Origin of the sequence: Collinsella sp. AF05-9, assembly GCF_003465595.1 — a bacterium.
GTDB lineage: Bacteria > Actinomycetota > Coriobacteriia > Coriobacteriales > Coriobacteriaceae > Collinsella.
Map to the genome: position 1 here is coordinate 23398 of NZ_QSBB01000001.1, position 21231 is coordinate 44628.

Here is a 21231-nt window from a genome sequence, read left to right on the forward strand (position 1 = left end):
TCGTGCAGCCTTGGATCTTTCGCATCTAGTCACCAAGGCAACACGCTGCCGCGTCATGATGGGATCAAACGTGAGCGATACAAAGCTAAAGCCAGCAACCAAAAAGCCTGCTACCCGCAAAGCCGCCCCGCACGCACCGGAGCTCACCAAGGACGATGTCTATCTGTTTGGCATCGGTATGTGGGAGCGCAGCTGGGAAAAGATGGGCGCGCACCCCGACACGCAGAACCGTACGCGCGGCTGGCGCTTTTGCGTTTGGGCACCCGACGTAAAGAGCGTTCACGTCATTGGCGAATTTAACGACTGGGATGAGCAAGCCAACCCGCTGGTGCCCGTGCATACGAGCGCTATTTGGGAAGGCTTTATTCCTGGCGCCGAGCAGGGCCAGCTCTATAAGTACCTCATCGAGACCAACGAGGGCGAAAAGCTCTACAAGGCCGATCCGTACGCCTTTAAGGCCGAGTGCCCTCCGGGTACCGCCAGCGTGCTGTGGACCCTCGATGGCTATAAGTGGAACGACGCAGCGTGGCTCAAGCGCCGTGCCGGCCACAACCACATGTCTCAGCCCCTTAACATCTACGAAGTGCATATTGGCTCGTGGAAGCGCCACGGCGACGCGCCGCAGGGCGATCCAGACGAGTTTGGCAACTATCCCGGCCCCATGGATCCCTTCCCCGCGCAACGCGGCGAGTTCTACACCTACGACGACCTGTCGGTGGAGCTCGTGGACTACGTGCGCGACATGGGCTACACGCATATCGAGGTCATGCCGCTTATGGAGCATCCCTTCGATGGCTCCTGGGGCTACCAGACGACCGGTTACTACGCCGCCACGTCGCGCTACGGCAACCCGCAGCAGCTCATGCACTTTATCGATGCATGCCACGAGGCGGGCATTGGCGTGATCATGGACTGGGTGCCCGGCGGTTTTTGCGCCGACTCCCACGGCCTTGCCACCTTTAACGGCCACATGCTGTTTGAGCACGAGATTCACCCCAACTGGGGCACGCACAAGTTCGACTTCGCCCGCGGCGAGGTCCGCTCCTTCCTGGTCTCCAACGTGCTGTACTGGCTCGAGAACTTCCACGTGGACGGCATCCGCATGGACGGTGTGTCCAGCATGCTGTACCTCAACTTTGGCATTGACGATCCCGGCCAAAAGAAGTTCAACAAGTACGGTACCGAGGAGGACCTGGACGCCAGCGCGTTTATCCGTCAGGTCAACTGCGCCGTGGAGGCCCACTTCCCCGACGTGATGATGATGGCCGAGGAGTCCACCGCGTGGCCGCTCGTGACCTACCCGCCGCAGGACGGCGGCCTGGGCTTCCACTACAAGTGGGACATGGGCTGGATGAACGACACCCTGCACTACATGCAGACCGATTTTCCGTGGCGCCCCGGCAACCACGGGCTGCTCACGTTCTCCATCATGTACGCCTTTACCGAGAACTTCATTTGCCCGCTGAGCCACGACGAGGTCGTGCACGGCAAGTGCTCGCTGATCGGCCGCATGCCGGGCGACTGGTGGCGCCAGTTTGCCGGCCTGCGCACGCTTGCCTTCTACCAGATGACGCACCCCGGTGCCAAGCTCAACTTTATGGGCAACGAGATCGGCCAGTTTATTGAGTGGCGCTACTACGAGTCCATCCAGTGGTTCCTGACCGAGGAGTACGAGACTCACCGTCATCATCAGGCGTTCATTAAGGCGCTCAATCACCTATACACCGCAGAGCCCGCCCTGTACGAGCGTGGCTACACCGACGACGGCTTTACCTGGATCGACGCGGACAACTCCAAGCAGTCCATCGTGAGCTTTGTGCGCCAGGGCGAGGACATCGACGACGACCTGGTGATCCTGATCAACTTTGACCCGGCGAGCTACGAGAGCTTCCGCGTGGGCGTGCCGCGCGAGGGCGACTGGGAGGTCATCTTTGACTCCGACCGTCCCGAGTTTGGCGGCAGCGGATACGCCGGTGAGGAACCCTACACCTGCTCGAGCGAGCCCTATCCCTGGAACGGGCAGATGGACTCCATTGAGATTAAGGTGCCCGGCCTGGCAGGCGTGGTGCTTAAGCGCCGTGGTCCCAGCAGCTACAAGCCGCCGGTGGTCGAGACTCCCAAGGCTGCGCCCAAGAAGCGCACGTCCTCGGTGAAGCCCAACCCTGCGGCCGCCAAGAAGGCTCCGGCTAAGGCAAAGGCTACGACGACCAAGGCCAAGGCTAAGGCTGCCGCAAAGCCCGCTGCTAAAGCCACCACGGCCAAGAATCCGGCTGCCAAAAAGGCCGCTACCAAGGCCAAGTCTGCTTCTGTTAAGCCGTCTGCCAAGGATGCGTAACAAAGCCGTTACAGCTGTAATCACCCGCCCCGACGGGGCGTAGGATACAAGTCATAACCGTTCCGGGAGAAACATCCCCGGGGGAAAGGAACGTATGAATAAGATCTTCGACAACAAGCAGGAGTTTACCGAGCTCTATCGCGATGCCGTCATGAGCATTAGCGGCAAGAGTGTCGAGGCCGCGAGCGACCTCGACCGCTTTAACGCCCTGGCCAAGCTCGTGGCCGAGAAGGCACGCACCGTTGCCACCAAGAGCGACGCCCGCGCCACCGCCGAGGGCAAGAAGCGCGTGTACTACTTCTCGATCGAGTTTTTGATCGGTCGCCTGCTCGACAACTACCTGCTCAACTTTGGCGTGCGCGACATGGTCGCCGAGGCGCTCGACGACATGGGCTTTGACCTGTCCGTCATCGAGAACCAGGAGCCCGATCCGGCTCTGGGCAACGGTGGCCTGGGCCGTCTGGCCGCATGCTTCCTGGATTCCATGGCAGCCGAGGGCATTGCCGGCTACGGCAACGGTATGCGCTACCGCTACGGTCTGTTTAAGCAGGAGATTGTCAACGGCAGCCAGGTCGAAACCACCGACGAGTGGCTCACCCACGGCTATCCCTGGGAGGTCCGTCGTCAGGACAAGGCCGTGACCATCAAGTTTGGTGGCCATGTTGAGGGCTTTGAGGAGGACGGCCGCACGTTCTACCGCACGGTGGACACGCAGGACATCCTGGCCGTCCCTTATGACATCCCCGTGGTGGGCTATGCCGGCGAGACTGTCAACAAGCTGCGCGTCTGGGCTGCCGAGCCGGTCGAGGAGCACTTTGACCTGGAGGCCTTCAACCGCGGCGACTACGCCCTGGCCGACGCCGAGCGCGCCGAGGCCGAGGCCATCAGCGCCATCCTCTACCCCAACGACGCCGGCGAGCACGGCCGTCTGCTGCGCCTGAAGCAGGAGTACCTGTTTGTTTCGGCCGGCATCTACAGCCTGCTCGACACCTTCGAGAAGGAGCACGGCGCGAACTGGGAGCTGCTGCCGCAGTTTGTGGCCATCCACACCAACGACACGCACCCCGCCATGTGCGGCCCCGAGCTCATGCGTATTCTCATCGACGAGAAGAAGCTCGAGTGGGATGACGCTTGGAACATCGTGACGCAGGTCGTGAGCTACACCAACCACACCATCCTGCCCGAGGCTCTGGAGAAGTGGCCCATCGGTACGTTCTCTAAGCTCCTTCCCCGCGTGTACCAGATCATCGACGAGATCAGCCGTCGTTGGCACGAGTCGTTCGACACCACGCAGGAGGGCTGGCAGGAGCGTCTGCGCCAGACCGCCATTCTGTGGGACGGCGAGATTCGCATGGCCAACCTGTCCGTGATCTGCAGCCACAGCGTCAACGGTGTGGCCAAGATCCACTCCGACATCATCAAGAACATCGTGCTCAAGGACTTCTATGCCCTGACGCCCGAGAAGTTCAACAACAAGACTAACGGCATCTCGCACCGTCGCTTCTTTGCCGAGGCCAACCCGACCTACGCCAAGCTCGTGACCGAGGCCATTGGCGATGGCTGGCTCAAGGACGCCTTTGAGCTGGAAAAGCTCAAGGAGTTCCAGAACGACACCGAGTTCCTCAAGGCCGTGGGTGCCTCCAAGCGCGCCAACAAGGAGCGCCTGGCCGCCTACGTTAAGGCCGAGACCGGTCTGGTCATTGACCCCAACACCGTCTTCGATGTCCAGGTGAAGCGCTTCCACGCCTACAAGCGCCAGCTCATGAACATCATGAAGGTGATGGACATCTACAACCGTCGCATCGCCGATCCCAACTTCCACGTGACGCCGACGACCTTCATCTTTAGCGGCAAGGCTGCCTCGAGCTACACCTTTGCCAAGGAGACCATCCGCCTCATTAACTCCGTGGCCGACGTCATCAACAATGATGCCCGCGTCAACGAGGTCATGAAGGTCTGCTTTATCCCCAACTTCCGCGTGAGCAACGCCCAGCTCATCTACCCCGCCGCCGAGATCTCGGAGCAGATCTCCACGGCCGGCAAGGAGGCCTCGGGCACGTCCAACATGAAGCTCATGATGAACGGCGCCATTACGCTGGGCACCCTCGACGGCGCCAACATCGAGATCGCCGACCTGGCCGGCCGCGAGAACGAGGCCATCTTTGGCCTGACCGCTCCCGAGGTCGAGCAGCTCTGGGCGTCGAACAGCTACTTTGCGTGGGATACGCTCAACAACGATCGCGAGCGTCTGGGCCGCGTGATGGACGAGCTCAAGGACAACACCTTTGCGGGTCTTTCGGGCAACTTCGAGAGCATCTACAACGAGCTCATGAACAACAACGACCCCGACCTGGTCATGGCAGACTTCCGCAGCTACGTCGACGCCTGGGAGAAGCTCACCGGCAGCTACGGCGACCAGGAGACCTGGAACCGCAAGGCTCTGCTCAACACCGCCTCCTCCGGCTGGTTCTCGAGCGACCGCACCATTCGCGAGTACCGCGACGAGATCTGGCACGCGTAAAGGCGCGCGAGCTCCCTTTGCCGCACGGCATTACTCGACGGGCGCGACCGAGCGCCGCGCCCGTCGCTAATGGGTTTAGGAACATCGATGACAGAAGGAGAAATCGATGAGTAAGAAAGAATGCATCGCGATGCTCCTCGCAGGAGGACAGGGCAGCCGATTGGGGGCACTCACCCAAAAGATCGCAAAGCCGGCGGTTAGCTTTGGTGGCAAGTTCCGCATTATCGACTTTTCGCTCTCCAACTGCTCCAACTCGGGCATCGACACGGTGGGCGTTCTGACGCAGTACCGTCCCTACCTGCTGCATGCCTACGTGGGCTCTGGCGAGGCGTGGGATCTGGACAGCCGCGACGGCGGCGTGTCGATTCTGCCGCCGTACGAGACGCAAACCGGCGGCGCCTGGTATGCGGGCACGGCCGACGCCATTACGCAGAACCTCGACTACATCAAGGCCAACGACCCCAAGTACGTTCTGATTCTTTCGGGCGATCACCTGTATCGCATGGACTACCGCAAGATGCTCAAGACGCACATTGAGAACAACGCCGACCTCACGGTGAGCGTTATGCCCGTGCCGTGGGAGGAGGCCAGCCGCTTTGGCATCCTGACCACCGACCCCGAGGACGGCCGCATCACCAAGTTCACCGAGAAGCCCGAGAAGCCCGATTCGAACCTTGCGTCCATGGGCATCTACATCTTCTCGGCCGACGTGCTGATCGAGGCGCTCGAGGAGGACGCTCTGGACCAGCGCTCGAGCCACGACTTTGGCAAGGACATCATCCCAAAGCTGCTCGGCGAGAACAAGCGCCTGTACAGCTACGAGTTCCACGGCTTTTGGAAGGATGTCGGCACCATCGCCAGCTTCCACGAGACCTCGATGGACCTGCTGGGCAACAACCCCGAGTTCGACCTGTTTGACAAGAACTTCCCCATCATGTCCAACATCACCACGCGTCCGCCGCACTACATTGGCCCGGACGGCCGTCTGGACGACTGCCTGGTCTCCAACGGGTGCAAGATCTACGGCACCGCTCGCCACTCGATCCTTTCGACCGATGTCATCATCGAGGAGCGCGCCGTGGTCGAGGACTCCGTGCTGCTGCCGGGTGCGCACGTTAAGAGCGGCGCGCACATCTGCCGCGCTATTTTGGGCGAGAACTCCACGGTCGAAGAGGGCGTGAAGCTCGGCTCTGTCGATACCACCAAGGATACGGCCGTCGTTGGAAATGACGTCGTTATCGGGAAGGGGGAATGATCCGATGATCAATCGCAAGGCCATCGGTTACATCACCGCTAACTACTCTTCGACCTACGGCAGCGTCCTGCTCAAGGACCGCCCCATCGCGTCCGTTCCGTTTTTGGGCCGCTACCGCCTGATCGACTTTCCGCTCTCCAACATGATGAATGCCGGCATTAAGACCGTCGGTGTCGTCATGCCGGGTAACTACCGCTCGCTGATCGACCACGTGGGCTCGGGCAAGGACTGGGGCCTAGACCGCAAGAAGGGCGGCCTGTTCATGGTGCCCGGCAACGCGTATGGCACCACCAAGGGCGGCATGCGCTTCCTGCTGCGCGACATCATCTCCAACAAGACGCTGTTCCAGCGCTCGGAGAATCCCTATGTTGTGATGATGGGCACCAACATCATCTTTAACATGGACCTTAACACCATCATCGAGGCGCACGAGAACTCCGGCGCCCAGATGACCGTGGTGTACTGCAAGGCCACGCGCAACGTCGATGACGAGACCAAACTCGAGATTAACGAGAACGGCCGCCTGACGGGCGTGAGCGCCGGCGTCGCGTACGGCGATAACGCCTCCATGGACTGCTGCATCGTCAACCGCGAGACGCTCCTCGAGATCATCGACCACTACCAGGCCGCCGACTATCTGGACCTGCTCGAGGCACTCCAGGGCGACTTTGGCAACATCGACGTGTGCAGCTACGAGTACAAGGGCGAGGTCGTGGGCGTGTTTAGCGAAAAGTCGCTGTATCGCCGTAGCATGGACCTGCTCGACCAGACCGTGGCCGACCAGCTCTTTGACCCCGAGCGCCCGATCCTGACCAAGGCTCACGACGTGCCGCCTTCGCGCTATGCGACCGGCAGCCACGCGTGCAACTCGATCATCTCGGCCGGCTGCATCATCAAGGGCACCGTGCGCAACTCGATCCTGTCGCGCGGCGTCGTGGTCGAGGAAGGCGCTTCGGTGACCAACTCGATCATCAACCAGAGCTGCATCATCAAGAGCGGCGCCCGCGTCGAGAACGCCATTCTGGACAAAAACAACGTGGTTCCCACCAACACCGAGCTTCGCGGCACGCCCGAGAACATCCTGGTGCTGGGCAAGGCTCCGTTAACTTCCGACACCACCATCGTACGTTAACGTTGGCACCGCAACATCGCTCGTAACATGTAGAATAGCCGCCCGGTTAGCGCCAGGCGGCTATTCTCGAATTGCAACATGGGAGACAATATGGCAGATTCCAGCAAAAAGATGCAGATCGTGTTTGCCTCGGCCGAGTGCGCACCGTTTGTAAAGACCGGTGGCCTGGGCGACGTGGCGGGCTCGCTGCCCGCGGCGCTTGTGCGCGCCGGCGCCGAGGTCATCGTCATGGTGCCCAAGTACGCCACCATCAAGGACGAGTACAAGGCGCAGATGGAGCACTTCTCCGACTTTTACGTGAGCCTGGGCTGGCGCAACGAGTACTGCGGTCTCGAGAAGCTCGAGCACGACGGCGTCACCTATATGTTCATCGACAACGAGCGCTACTTTGCGCGCGACTATCCGTACGGCTTCTTTGATGACGGCGAGCGCTTTGCGTTCTTCTCCAAGGCCATCACCGAGAGTCTGCAGCACCTGCCGGCCGGTTTTGAGTGCGACATCCTGCACTGCAACGACTGGCAGACGGCACTGGCGCCCGTGTTCTTGCGCGAGTTCTACCAGGGCCTGCCGCTGTACGACCGCGTCAAGACCGTGTTCTCTATCCACAACGTGGCGTTCCAGGGCCAGTTTAGCGACACCGTGATGGAGGACATCCTTGGTGTGGCGCATATTCCGGCGGCCGCCTCGCAGCTGCGTTGCGACGCCTGCAGCATCAACTACATGCTGGGCGCCCTGCGCTATGCCGACGCCATCACTACGGTGAGCCCCACCTATGCCAACGAGATCCAGACGCCCGAATTTGGCGAGGGCCTGGACGGCGTTTTGCGCGAGCGTTCCTACGCGCTGCAGGGTATCCTGAACGGCATTGATGTGGCAGGCTTTGACCCGGCGACCGACAAGCGCATTGCCGCCAACTACACCGTGGAGGACCGTTCCGGCAAGGCCGTGTGCAAGGCCAAGCTGCAGGAAGAGCTGGGGCTCGAGGTTCGCGACGACCGCCCGCTCATGGTGATGGTCACGCGCCTGACGCGCCAAAAGGGCATGGACCTGGTCATGTACGCGCTCGACCGCATTCTGGCCGGCGGCGTGCAGGTGGCCGTGCTTGGCACTGGCGACCGCGACTACGAGGACGGCCTGCGCTACTTCCAGGACAAGTACCCCGGCACCATGGCCGCGCGCATCGAGTTCGATCCTGCGCTGTCGCAGCGTATGTATGCCGCAGCCGACATGTTCCTGATGCCGTCGAAGTTTGAGCCCTGCGGCCTGTCGCAGATCATCGCCATGCGCTACGGTACCCTGCCTATCGTACGCGAGACCGGTGGTCTGAAGGACACGGTGATTCCGTATAACGAGTTTACCGGCGAGGGCACGGGCTTCTCGTTTAGTAACTTTAACGGCGACGAGATGGGCGATGCGGTTTTCCGCGCGGCGCGTCTGTTCTGGGATAACCGTGAGGCGTGGGATCAGCTGGTCACGCAGGCCATGAGCCAGGACTTTAGCTGGACGCGCTCGGCCGACAAGTATCTGGACCTGTACTTCTTTATGCACCCGGAGATTGAGAGGCCTGTGGCTGTTGTCGACGAGCCTGTGGTTGTGGCTGAGAAAGTTGAGGCCGAGCCCGAGGTTGTGGCCGAGCCCGAGCCCAAGGCCGAGTCGGTTGTTGAGGCGCCCGCTGCTGCTGAGGAGCCCAAGGCTGAGGAGAAGCCGGCTGCGAAGCCTGCGGCAAAGAAGACCACGACTCGTAAGACGACGACTAAAAAGGCCACGACAACGAAGGCCGCTGCGAGTAAGACCACCACTGCCAAGGCAACTACCGCCAAGGCAACGACCACGCGCAAGCGCACCACCGCAGCTGCCAAGAAGGCCGCCGAGGCCGAGGCTGCTCCCGAGGTAAAGGCCGAGACCGTCACCGCCGAGGATAAGCCTGCGGCAAAGGCTCCGGCCAAGACCGCTACCAAGAAGACGACCACGACCGCCAAGAAGGCAACAGCTGCCAAGAAGACCACGGCAACGAAGTCGACGGCCGCCAAGGCTACTGCGACCAAGGCCGCTCCGAAGGCTGCCGCAAAGCCCGCCGTCAAGGTCGAGGAGACGCCTGCCGATTCCAAGGCGGAGGCAACCGTCGAGACCGAGCCCACCGCCAAGACCACCACGCGCAAGCGCAGCACGACAACGGCCAAAAAGACCACGACCAAGGCCGCAACTACCAAGGCAGAGGCTAAGCCCGCTGCTGCCAAAGAGGAGCCCAAGGCCGAGGTAAAGGCCAAGCCGACGCCGAAGGCCGCTGAGGTCAAGACCGCTCCGAAGGCCACGGCAAAGGCCGAGCTCGCCAAGGAGGCCCCGGTCTCCCCCGCCGCTCCCACTGAGGAAAAGGCTCCTACCAAGAAGACCTCCGTCCGCAAAGCAACGGCCGCCCGCAAGCGCCGCTAATCCTGACGATTAAAACTTAATCCTCAACGCAAAAGAGGGCGCCCCAAGCAGGCGCCCTCTTCTTGGTTGAACCTCGCATTAAAAAGAGGGCCGGTTTACTACGACAAAATGGCTCCGGCCGACCACGGCGAGTAATCTACAAAAGTGGTAACGCTTCTACCTGCGGTTTTAATATCACCAAAATGACTATGGTTGAGATTATTCAATTTATCGTAGTAAACCGGGGTACTTCTGGTTGGCTACAAATAGTATCGGTAAGTACGTTTTCGAATGCCGCGATAATTTGGATGGTAAAACGATTTTCTAGGACAACCGTTCGCCGATAATGAGCGGCTGTAGTTTATACAACTAAAGTGCAACGATATACTTAAGTACTGTGCGTTAAGCCCATGGCCCGCTGGCCATGATTGTATAGAACTGGACCGTACTATGAGATTGATTCACAACAGCCGCCTGCCGCAGTTTCGCACTCCGTTTGGCGCTGTGACCACTGGAACTTCCGTTGCACTCTCGGTGATTTTGGAGGATGCCGATCCCAACCAGGCAACGCTTACGCTGCGCACCTGGGTCGATGAAATCGGTGAGTCTCTGTATCCCATGACGCACGAGGGCGACGGCATATTTACTGCAGAGCTTGAGTGCACCGAGCCCTGTCTTATCTGGTACAGCTTTATCTGCAATATCGAGGGCCAGCCCGAGGTCCGCTTGGGTGCACCGCAGGGTCGCACCGGTGGCGAGGGTGTGACCTACGACTACTCCGAGGTTCCGTCCTTCCAGATTACCGTCTACAAGCACCGCGAGAACCGTCCCACCTGGTACGAGCGCGGCATGGTGTACCAGATCTTCCCCGACCGCTATGCCCGTGACGAAAACTGGCGCGAGCGCACGCTGGCCGAGGTCGAAAAACCGCGCAACGGAATCCAGCGCCGCATGATCGAGGACTGGAACGAGCCGCCCGTGTACGAGCGCGCCGAGGACGGCTCCATCAAGACCTGGGACTTCTACGGCGGCTCGCTCAAGGGTATCCAAAATGACCTGTCCCGCATCGCGGAGCTGGGCTTCACGGCCATCTACCTCAACCCCATCTTTGAGGCCGCGAGCAACCACCGCTACGACACGGCCGACTACACCAAGATCGACCCGATCCTGGGCACCGAGCAGGACTTTACCGAGCTGTGCCAGGCGGCCGAGAAGCTGGGCATCTCCATCATTCTGGACGGCGTCTTTAACCATACGGGTGACGACTCCATCTATTTCAACCGCTACGGCAACTACCCCGGCGTGGGCGCGTGGCAGAGCGAGGATTCGCCATGGCGCGATGCGTTTTATTTCCACGAGGACGGCTCATACGACTGCTGGTGGGGCGTGGGCAATATGCCCGCCATCAATGAGAGCTCTGAGCTGGTACGCGAGCGGCTCCTGGGCAAGGACGGCGTGATCCGTAAATGGCTACGTGCCGGCGCTCATGGCTGGCGCCTCGATGTGGCCGACGAGCTTTCGGACGATTTCCTGGCCGAGATCAAAAAGGCCGTGCTCGCCGAGAAGCCTGATGCACTGTTGCTCGGCGAAGTCTGGGAAGACGCCTCCAACAAGATCAGCTACGGCCATCTGCGCCGCTATCTGCAAGGCTCCGAGCTGGACTCTGCTATGGATTACCCCTTCCGCGACATGGTCATCGGCTTTTTGATGGGCTACAAGAACGCCTACCAGGCAGCCGAGGATATCGAAACCCTGCGCGAGAACTATCCCCGTGAGGCCCTGTCCTGCGCACTTAATCTGCTTTCGAGCCACGACCGTCCGCGCATTATCTCGGTGCTCGGCGGCGGCCCCGATGAGTCGCAGCTGCCCGAGTGCGAGCGCAGCAAATGGCGCCTGGACGAGAACTCGATGGGCCTGGCCAAGAGCCGTTTTTGGCTTGCAACGCTCATGCAGATGACCTTCCCCGGCGTGCCTTCGATCTACTACGGCGACGAATACGGCCTGGAGGGCCTTACCGATCCGGGCAACCGCCGCACCCTACCGACCAAGGACCAACTGCACGACTTCGACACGCTGGCTATTGTCAAGAACGCCTCCGCCGTACGCCGCGCACTGCCATTTATGATCGACGGCGAGATCAAGGCCTTCGCGCTCAACGACGAGGTGCTGGCATACAACCGCACGGGCAAGAATGGCGAGTCCGCGACGGTTATCATCAACCGCAGCCTGCGCAATTCGCACCGCGTGACGATTCCGGCGCTCGGCGAATGCGCGAGTGACGTGATCAGCGGCCACGAGTGCGAGATCCACAACGGTACGGTCACGCTCGACCTGTATCCGCTGGGCTCGTCGATCATCTATCACCATGCCGAGCAGCGCCTGCAGGAGCCGCTCGATCACGGCGCGGGCGTCGTGTGCCACATCACGTCGGTGCCGACCGATGACGGCAAGCCCGGCACGATCGGCGCACCCACGCGTCGCTTTATCGACCATCTGGCCGCCATGGGCATGCGCTACTGGCAGGTCCTGCCCGTTAACCCGACGGACTTCTTCCGCTCCCCTTACGCCGGGCCTTCGGCCTTTGCAGGCAATATCGATCTACTGCCCGAAAGCCAAGAGGAGCTGGCGGCCGACTTTGAGACTTGGAAGGCCCGTGGCGGTGAGGATGCAGACCCGCTCTACACGGCATTTAAACATCGCAATGCCGACTGGCTCGAGAAGTACTGCGTCTACATGGCCGTCAAGAAGTACTTTGAGGGCGAGTCGCGCCACGATTGGCCGGCCGATGTCGCGCGCTACAACGAGCATCTGATCGACGACAAGCGTTTCCACGACGAGGCCGAGCTTCAGGCGTACATGCAGTATCGCTTTGACCTGGCTTGGTGCGAGCTCATGAACTATGCGCACAAGAAGGGCATCGAGGTCATCGGCGATATCCCTATGTACGTGTCCGACGATTCGGCAGATGCGTGGAGCGAACCCGAGAATTTCTGGCTATCCGATACCGGCAAGGCAATCGAGATCTCCGGTGCGCCGCCCGATAACTTTGCGCCCGAGGGCCAGGTGTGGGGCAACCCGACGTTCCGCTGGGACCACATGAAGCAGAATGGCTATGGCTGGTGGATGGATCGCCTGCGTCGCGCGTTCTCGCTCTACGACCGCGTGCGTCTGGATCACTTCCTGGGATTCCACAGCTACTTTAGCATTCCTGCGGGCAAGGCCTGCGCCGACGGTCGTTGGCTGTCGGGACCGGGCAAAGACCTGTTCCAGACCGCCTACGACGAGCTGGGTCCGCTCAACTTTATCGCTGAGGACTTGGGCTATCTGACGCCCGGCGTTCGCGCCATGGCATCGACCTGCGGCTTCCCCGGCATGGACGTGCTGGAGTTTAGCGACTACGACGTTCGTTGCGGTGTGCATCCCACGCCCGGCAAGATTCTGTACACCTCGACGCACGATACGTCGACGCTGGCCGGGTGGTGCACGCGTTCCTTTGCGGGTGGCGACGTGCCGAGCGGTGTTGAGGTGGCGTCCAAGCTGATGAACGACGCGCTGGCAAGCGACGCTCCCCTGGTGATGATGCCGCTGCAGGATGTTCTGGGGCTAGGCGACGACGCGCGCATGAACGTTCCGGGCGTGGCCACGGGCAACTGGACCTGGCAGGCTGACGAGGCGGACATTGCAGCCGCCGAGAACAAAACCGCACAGCTCCTGCGCAACAACAATAGATTCTGGGGCGAAGCGTGATAAAACCCCCGATATAGGGTACAGTTATAGACGTTTGAATTTTTGCGGGCAGAGTAATCTGCCCGCTTTGTGCTGAAAAGGAAGTATTATGGCGCGCTACGATTACAAGTGCTCGAGCTGCGGCAACGTGTTTGAGGTTGAGCATCCCATGTCCGAGACTCCAGAGGTCGTGTGCCCGAGCTGCGGTGCCCCGGCGGCCAAGACGTTCTCGGCTAGCGGCATCAAGTTTGAGGGCAGCGGCTTCTACAACACCGACCAGCGAAGCGGCGGCTCCAGCACCAGCGCCACCAACGGCTGCTGCGCCAACTGCCCACACAGCCACTAGTAACCAATCAGCCCCGCGACCGGCACCGATCGCGGGGCTGATTCTTTAGCTGCCCAGGTTTCCTTATGAGTTGCGGTGAAATAAGGACTGTTTGGCGAGGTAGAAGCCGCTATTCAATCCCTATTTCACCGCAACTTAATAGTTACTGGCGGACCAGGCGTGCGCAGAAGTGGCCGTCGTAGGAGTCGGCGTTTACCGGCACACTTTGGAAGAGGCCTCGAACGTTTTGGCGTACGGAGACGAGCTTCTTGGCCTGGGCGAACTCAGGCAATTGAAGAATCTGCGCCTCGGAAAGCGGTGCAACGCTAAAGCCGGCACCCTCGGGAGAGCTCAGGAACGCTTCCACGACCTGCGTGTTCTCCTCGTCGAAAACCGAGCACGTCGCATAGATGAGCTCGCCGCCGGCAGCCACGCGCGCAGCAGCCTCTTTGAGCATCGTCAGCTGCAGCTTGGGCAGCTCAACCGTCACATCCTTTTCGGTCAGGCGCCACGGGATCTCGGGATGACGACGCATGGTTCCGGTGCCAGAGCACGGCGCATCGATAAAGACCGTATCGAACTTAACCGGCTCGCCAAGCATGGCATCAAACGACGTCAGTACTTCATCAAGCTCGCAAGCATCACCCGAAACCGTACGAACGCCCTGAATACCTGCCTTATGCAGGCGAGCGAGATTCTGGTCGCACTTGCGATCATGCAAATCGAGCGCCGTATGCTGACGCTCATAGCCCGCACGCTTGGCCTGGCACATCATCACATAGGTCTTGGTGCCACGGCCGGCACCAATCTCAAGGCAGCAACCAGGGCGCGTGGCAGCTGTGGCGATAAGCTGGGCGTTAAGGTCCGAGGCCACCGCGGCAGCACGCTCAAACACACCCGAAGCAACGGTAACCTGGGCATCAACCGGGGCATGGCAGCCCGGGAAGACAGGTGCGACGAGCTGCGAGATATACGGATCGGGCTTGGAAGCAAAAGCGTTCTCATGCAGGGCCAGCGGCGCGGGGGCCAGATTGCCGGCAAAGTTAAGCGCACCCTCTGGCGTGTCAAACGATGCTATAATGCGAGCGCACAGCCATCGCGGCAAGCCCATCAGGCGAGACAGGCGAACCAAGCGTCGCTCAGACTCATCCACATCGGACGCAGTAGCAAAGTCCTCAACATTGTCCGCAACCTTATGCAATACAGCATTGGCTAAGCCAGCGGCGGACTTAGCACCACTGCGCACCAGCTCAACACCCTGGCTCACGGCAACGCGGCCCGGCGTATGCAGGTAGAGCATCTCGAAGGCCGAGATACGAAGCGCCATGCGAACGCGCGGCGCAACCTTTTTGGGTTTATCGAGAAACTGATCGAGCAGCTCGTCCAAAATACCCTGCGTGGCGGCCACGCCCAGCGCCAAGCGGGCGGCAAAAGCGGAATCGCGCTGGTCAATAGCCTTGGCCGATGCGCGAGAGGACAGCACGTCGCGCGCATACATGCCGCGGCGATCGGCCTCCATCAGTACATCGAGCGCAAGCTTGCGCGCGGGAGACAGCTTGCTCATGACAAAACACCCCACGAAAGATCGGCACCCTGCAGGCCAGCAGCCCAAGCAGAAGCGGCCATAGCACGCTTGCCATCAGGCTTAACCTCGAGCAACTCAACCGAGCCATCGGAAAGGCCAAGGTAAACACGCTTGGCCTTAACAAGAACCTGACCCTCGTCAAGCGACACATCAGCCGGCGCAGCATCGAGCACACGCACAGTCTTGCCGGCAATCACGCAACGAGCAGGCGCGGTATCGGAAGAGGCCAGCACATGACGCGCGCAATCGAGCGCCGCCATCTGCGGATCCAAGCGCATCTCCTGCTTGGAAATCTTGGCAGCATGGGTGACGAGCGCCTCATCCTGTTCAGTCCACACGGCGGTGCCATCGGCAAGAGAAGGAAGCGTATCAGCCAGCAGTTTGCCGCCAAGCTCACCAAGCTCCATGGTCAGCGCCTCAGCATGCTTACCGGAAACCAACGTGGAAGCCTGAGCACAATAAGCACCAGTATCCACGCCGTGCCCAATGCGCATGATAGAAACGCCAGCAACCTCATCACCAGCGAGAATCGCACGCTGAATAGGAGCAGCCCCACGCCAACGAGGCAGCAGCGAAGCATGAACATTCACAATACCAAGCGGCGCCATATGCAGCACCTCATCGGGCAAAATGCAACCATAGGCAGCCACACAGAAAATATCAGCTTGGGCAGCCTGGAGCACCTCAACAACCTCAGGCGTCATACGATTAGCCTCAACAACCGGCAACCCCAGCTCAAGCGCCTTGGCCTTAACAGGAGAAGGCTCAAGCTTCTTACCACGCCCACGAACAGCATCAGGACGAGTAACAACAAGCGCAATCTCGTTCCCAGCCTCAACAAGCGAAGTCAACGAAGGCACAGCAAAATCAGGCGTACCCATAAACACAATACGCATAAAGATCGTCTCCCCTCAACCAAAGCCGAGACGGCTACAAAGAACAGCGGAAAGCAAGGTTCCCAGGCCATCCGCAATAACAATTCAACAAGAACAAATATACCCAAAACCAAAGAAAGAGCCGCAATAAAAGCAGCTCTTCCAACAAAGCACCTATCAGCGAAGACGCCCATCCCTGGCCCGACGGCACCTGGGCGAGACAAGCAGCGTCAACGTAGTCCCCGGGGCGCCCGCCTATATCGTCCCGCGCGCAGTTTCGCAGCGCAGCGAGAATGTTTGAGCACGGGATGATATAGGCGGGCGCCCCGGGGACGGACAAACCTACTCAGTCTCGCCCGGTCGAGCGCCGCGGGCCAGGGCGTCCTGGTACTCCTTGACGGCCTTGATCCTCTGCATAGGCTTAAGGCGCTCGAACATGGTGTTGCCGTGCAGGTGATCGATCTCGTGCTGCAGGCACACGCAGAACAGGTCGCCCGAAGCCTCATAGCGAATCAGGTTGGCATCCAGGTCGTACGCCTCGACGACGACATGGTCGGGACGCTCGATCTCGCAGCTTATGCCAGGGATGGACAGGCAGCCCTCGCTAAACGGCACCAGATGGTCGCTCTGCTCAACAATGACAGGGTTGATGAGCACGTACGGGTCGTAGTCGTTCTTGTCGCTGTAGTCGCAGTCGATGGTGACGAGCTGAATAAGCTCGCCGATCTGCGGAGCAGCCAGGCCGCAACCGCCGTTATCGAACATCATTTTCTTCATCTTCTCGGCAAGCGCCTCGATCGCCGGGGTGATCTCCTCGATGACGGCGCACTCCTGGCGCAGACGAGGGTCGGGCGACAGTACGATTCCGTTGGCTTCCATGGCCATCCTTTCGGTTTGTTACATCAAATCATAGGCGTCGACGTCAACGCTCACGCTCACGCCGCGCACAGAGCCCACCTCTTTGAGGCAGGCGTCGATATCATCAGAGACATGGTACCCCACGGGCGACTTCACAAGCAGATGGAAGCGGTAACGGTCCTTGGCTCTCTCGATTACACACGAAGCCGGGCCCAGCACCTGCGGCATGGCACTCCCCGCCCTCAAAAAGTCGGGCGCGGCGGCATGCCAGCGGCGCTTAAGAAGCTTTGCAATGCGCCCAATGTAGTCCTGCGCGTCATCCGCGTTCGTCGACCACACCAAAATGTTGACCAGGCGCACAAAGGGCGGATACAGCGCGTCGCGCCGCTGGTCAAGGTCGTAGTCGGTAAAGATAGAACGGTCGTGCTCGGCGACGGCGCGAATGACCGGATCCTCGGGCAGATAGGTCTGGATGATGACCTCGCCGGGACGATCGCCGCGGCCGGCGCGGCCCGCCACCTGCTCCAGCAGATCGTAGGCGCGCTCCCCTGCGCGGAAGTCCGGCAGCTTGAGGGCGAAGTCGGCATTGACCACGCCCACGAGCGTGACCTCGGGAAAGTCGAGGCCCTTGGCGATCATTTGGGTGCCCAGCAACACGGCGCAATCGGCCGCATCGAACTGCTCGAGCAGCTTTTTGTGCGCATCCTTGCCGCGCGTGGAATCGGCATCCATGCGGATGATGGCGACGTCCTCGGGCAGCATCTGGTGCAGTGCGTCCTCGATCTGCTGCGTGCCCAGCCCCATTTTTGCCAGGTAGCGACTGCCACATTTGGGGCAACGACTCGTGGGCGCGGGATACGGCTGCACGCGCCAGGAGGATCCGCATGTGTGACATTGCAGCGTGTGCGTGCGCTCGTGATACGTAAGCGCGGTGGAGCAGTGGTTGCAGGTGGGAACGCAGCCGCACTCGCGACACATCAGGAACGGCGCAAAGCCACGGCGGTTATGCAGCAGCACGGCCTTCTCGCGGCGCTCGACCACACGCTCCAAGCCCTCCATCAAGGGTTTTGAGAACATGGAGCGGCTGCCGTGAGAAAACTCACGGCGCAGGTCGGCAATGCGGACCGTGGGAAGCACGGCGTGTCCCGGGCGCTCGGGCATCTCGACACGCGTCCAAGTGGCACCGTTATACGTGCCACGACGGCAGCGGTCGAGGGCCTCGGCAGAAGGCGTGGCGGAGCCCAACACGAGCGGGCAGCGATAGCGCCGCGCCATCTCGGCCGCCACCTCGCGCGCGTGGTAGCGCGGACTGGAGCCCTGCTTGTAACTTGTCTCGTGTTCCTCGTCGATGATGATGAGGCCCAAGTCGCTGAGCGGGCAAAAGAGAGCCGAGCGGGCGCCGACCACCACGCGGGCCGCACCGCTGGCGACCATATCCCACTGGTCCAGACGCTCGCCAGCCGAAAGACGCGAGTGGAAAACCGCGACCGTCTCGCCAAAGCGCGAGCGGAAGCGGCCGACGGTCTGGGCCGTCAGTGAGATCTCGGGCACCAGCACGCAGGCAGAGCGACCGGCTGCGAGCACGCGCTCGATGGCGGAGAGGTAGACCTCGGTTTTGCCTGAGCCGGTGACGCCGTCTACCAGCACCACGTCGCCATGAGCGTCCAGACGGGCACGCTCGATCTGAGCAAGTGCTTGCTGCTGGCCACTGGTAAGGGAGACCGGCGCTTTGCCGCTTGCCGAGGACAGCGTGGTCTGCTCGCCGCAGCCACGCCAGGCGCGGCGCTCTTCCACCACCACAACGCCGCGTTTTTCGAGCGCCTTGATGGTCGCCGACATGCTGTTATAGAGAAGGTTGAGGTCGCGCGTCGTGACTGGTCCGCACTGGAGCGCCTCGATGAGTTGACGCTGGCGGACCGCGGTCTTGGGCGGCGTGTAGTCAAAGCCTTCGGGCGTAAGCATGACCCAGCGATATTGGATGGGATTGACGGCTGGACGTTCAACCGTCCACACGCCGTCATCGCCCTTAACGACGCGCGGACTGCCACCCGGAGGCAAAAATAAGCGCAGGCACTCGGAAAGCGTCGCGACGTACTCGCGGCTCATCCAGCGCGCAATGCGGGCAGCCTCGGCGGTAAAGAGCGGTTTGCTGAGGATGGCTTCGACAGGCTTGATGCGCGAAAGGTCAAGGGCGTTGTTGCCTTGCAGGTCGCCCAGCTCGGGCGCAATATCGACGATGTAGCCTGCAGCGGCACGGTTGCCAAAGTGGACCAGGACCGTCGATCCGACCTGGGCCTCGTTGGCAAGGGACTCAGGAATGCCGTAAGCGAACGGTTCGGACAGCGCACGGGTGGGGATATCGAGAACCACGCACGAGTAGGCGGCAATGGGCTCAGGTGCAGGCTCGGGCTTGGCCGAGGCAGCAGCGGATGCCGGTGCCGCCGGAGACTCCTCCGGTTCCGGTGAACCAAACAGCGACAGTTGTTGAGCCATACACCACCTCTAACGAACGGACCTGAAAGGGGTGGGACAAAATAATCAGTGGTGTTTGTCCCATGGCCGATACGAGTGTCGAGCTTGTTGCGTCGCTCGAACATGGGACAAACACTACTGATTATTATGTCCCAGCAACCCACTCATCGGTACAGAAACAAGAGCCCCGCTCGGGTGAACGGGGCTCGGATACATACGTTTGCGCAGCTGCTACAGCGCCATCGTGCGGGCGCGGTCGATGCGCGCCAGGCAGTCGTCGCGGCCGACGAGTGCCATGGTCTCGCCCAGCGGAGGGCTCACCATGTTGCCGCAAACGGCCACACGCACGGCCTGGAACACCACGCGCTTCTTGAGGTCCATCTGCTCGGGCAGCGGCTCAAGCGCGGCGTCGATGGCCTCGGCAGTCCACTTGTCCACGCCCTCGAGCGCAGCCTTGGCGGCATCCAGAATGGCGCCCATGCCTTCCTTAGCCAGGCCCTTGTTAACGGATTTCTCGTCATACTCGAGAGTCTCGGCCGTAGCAAAGATGGGAGCGGCGACGGTCACGGCGTCGGTCGGCATCTTGGTGCGCGGCTTGACGATGGCGGCAAGCGCATCAATCCAGTCCTCGCCGTACTCGACGTTGCCCTCGATGAGACCCGCCTCGTGCAGCTTGGGGACCATGATCTCATCGGCAAACTGCGCGTCGGACATGCCGTTGATGTACTCGGCATTGACCCAATCGAGCTTCTTGGGATCGAAGGTCGCCGGGTTCTTGGAGATGCGGTCGAGCGAGAACTTGCTGGCTAGGACATCGCGCGGGATGATCGTGGTCTCGCCGTCGAGCGACCAGCCGAGCAGCGCCAGGTAGTTGACGAAGGCGTCGGAAAGGTAACCGGCGTCGCGGTACTCCTCCACCGAAGTTGCGCCGTGGCGCTTGGAGAGCTTCTTACCGTCGGCGCCCAGGATCATGGAGATGTGGGCGAACGTGGGCACGGGCGCGCCGAGGGCCTCGTAGACCATGACCTGGCGCGGGGTGTTGGACAGGTGGTCGTCGCCGCGGATGACATGGGTGATCTTCATCATGGCGTCGTCGACGACGGTCGCGAAGTTGTACGTGGGCGTGCCATCGGAGCGGAAGATGACAAAGTCGTCGAGCTCCTTGGCGTCGAAGGTCACCTCGCCGTGGACGGCATCGTGGATGACGACGTCGCCGCGGTCCTCGGGCACCTTGATGCGCAGGACGTAGGACTCGCCGGCCTCGATGCGGCGGCGGGCCTCCTCGGGATCAAGATCGCGGCAACGACGCTGATAGCCCTGGAAGGGGTCCTTGCGCTCCTGCGCGGCCTTGCGGTCGGCGTCGAGCTGCTCCTTGGTGCAGAAGCAGGGATAGGCCTTGCCCTCGTCCCAAAGCTTCTGGGCGGCCTGCTTGTACAGGTCCAGGCGCCCGGTCTGGGCGTAGGGGCCAAAGTCGCCGCCCACCTCGGGACCCTCGTCCCAGTCCAGGCCCAGCCAACGCATGGCGCGCAAGATAATCTGCGTGTTCTCGTCGGTGGAGCGGGTGGGGTCGGTGTCGTCGATGCGCAGGATGAACGTGCCGCCGTTTGCACGGGCGAAAGCCCAGTTATAGATAGCGGTGCGGGCGCCGCCGATGTGCAGTTTGCCCGTCGGTGAGGGTGCAAAGCGGACGCGAACGTCTGATGCCATGGAAATCTCCTCGATTGCAGGATGGATGTCT

General features: G+C 61.1%; 12 protein-coding genes. 7 read left to right on the top strand and 5 right to left on the bottom strand.

Features of this window, described 5'->3' with window-relative positions; all coding sequences use genetic code 11:
* Window positions 1-55: 55 nt before the first annotated feature.
* The 7 genes from glgB (at window position 56) to DWV43_RS00135 (ending at window position 13724) form a co-directional block, all read left to right on the top strand.
* Window positions 56-2335 (top strand): 1,4-alpha-glucan branching protein GlgB, encoded by a 2280-nt coding sequence (gene glgB, locus DWV43_RS00105; RefSeq protein WP_117816726.1) that lies wholly within the window; start codon window positions 56-58, stop codon window positions 2333-2335.
* 94 nt (window positions 2336-2429) lie between these two features.
* On the top strand, window positions 2430-4856 hold the full coding sequence (locus DWV43_RS00110) for a glycogen/starch/alpha-glucan phosphorylase (RefSeq protein ID WP_117816727.1): 2427 nt from the start codon (window positions 2430-2432) through the stop codon (window positions 4854-4856).
* Window positions 4857-4962: 106 nt separating this feature from the next.
* On the top strand, window positions 4963-6111 hold the full coding sequence (locus DWV43_RS00115) for a glucose-1-phosphate adenylyltransferase (RefSeq protein WP_035138263.1): 1149 nt from the start codon (window positions 4963-4965) through the stop codon (window positions 6109-6111).
* Between the two features lie 4 nt (window positions 6112-6115).
* Window positions 6116-7243, top strand: a complete 1128-nt coding sequence (gene glgD, locus DWV43_RS00120) for a glucose-1-phosphate adenylyltransferase subunit GlgD (RefSeq protein WP_117816728.1) — start codon at window positions 6116-6118, stop codon at window positions 7241-7243.
* A 90-nt stretch (window positions 7244-7333) separates the two neighbouring features.
* On the top strand, window positions 7334-9673 hold the full coding sequence (glgA, locus tag DWV43_RS00125; RefSeq protein ID WP_199569285.1) for a glycogen synthase GlgA: 2340 nt from the start codon (window positions 7334-7336) through the stop codon (window positions 9671-9673).
* Between the two features lie 429 nt (window positions 9674-10102).
* The gene (locus DWV43_RS00130; protein WP_117816729.1) at window positions 10103-13399 is read left to right on the top strand and encodes a 4-alpha-glucanotransferase; all 3297 of its coding nucleotides are present in this window, start codon (window positions 10103-10105) and stop codon (window positions 13397-13399) included.
* 88 nt (window positions 13400-13487) lie between these two features.
* The gene (locus DWV43_RS00135; RefSeq protein ID WP_117816730.1) at window positions 13488-13724 is read left to right on the top strand and encodes an FmdB family zinc ribbon protein; all 237 of its coding nucleotides are present in this window, start codon (window positions 13488-13490) and stop codon (window positions 13722-13724) included.
* Window positions 13725-13866: 142 nt separating this feature from the next.
* Here the strand turns inward: DWV43_RS00135 and DWV43_RS00140 are convergent, their stop codons facing one another.
* The 5 genes from DWV43_RS00140 to gltX all read right to left on the bottom strand — a co-directional run bounded on the left by DWV43_RS00140 (window position 13867) and on the right by gltX (window position 21200).
* The gene (locus DWV43_RS00140) at window positions 13867-15267 is read right to left on the bottom strand and encodes an RsmB/NOP family class I SAM-dependent RNA methyltransferase (protein ID WP_117816731.1); all 1401 of its coding nucleotides are present in this window, start codon (window positions 15265-15267) and stop codon (window positions 13867-13869) included.
* Window positions 15264-16184 carry a methionyl-tRNA formyltransferase gene (gene fmt, locus DWV43_RS00145; RefSeq protein ID WP_117816732.1) on the bottom strand — a complete coding sequence of 307 codons (921 nt, stop codon included), beginning with the start codon at window positions 16182-16184 and terminating at the stop codon, window positions 15264-15266. Before fmt ends, DWV43_RS00140 begins: the two co-directional genes overlap by 4 nt.
* A 321-nt stretch (window positions 16185-16505) precedes the next feature.
* Complete coding sequence (gene def / locus DWV43_RS00150) at window positions 16506-17042, bottom strand: peptide deformylase (RefSeq protein WP_117635192.1); 537 nt, start codon at window positions 17040-17042, stop codon at window positions 16506-16508.
* A gap of 18 nt (window positions 17043-17060) precedes the next feature.
* The gene (priA, locus tag DWV43_RS00155) at window positions 17061-19514 is read right to left on the bottom strand and encodes a primosomal protein N' (protein ID WP_117816733.1); all 2454 of its coding nucleotides are present in this window, start codon (window positions 19512-19514) and stop codon (window positions 17061-17063) included.
* A 210-nt stretch (window positions 19515-19724) separates the two neighbouring features.
* Window positions 19725-21200, bottom strand: coding sequence for a glutamate--tRNA ligase (gene gltX / locus DWV43_RS00160; protein WP_117816734.1), 1476 nt, complete (start codon window positions 21198-21200; stop codon window positions 19725-19727).
* Window positions 21201-21231: the final 31 nt, after the last annotated feature.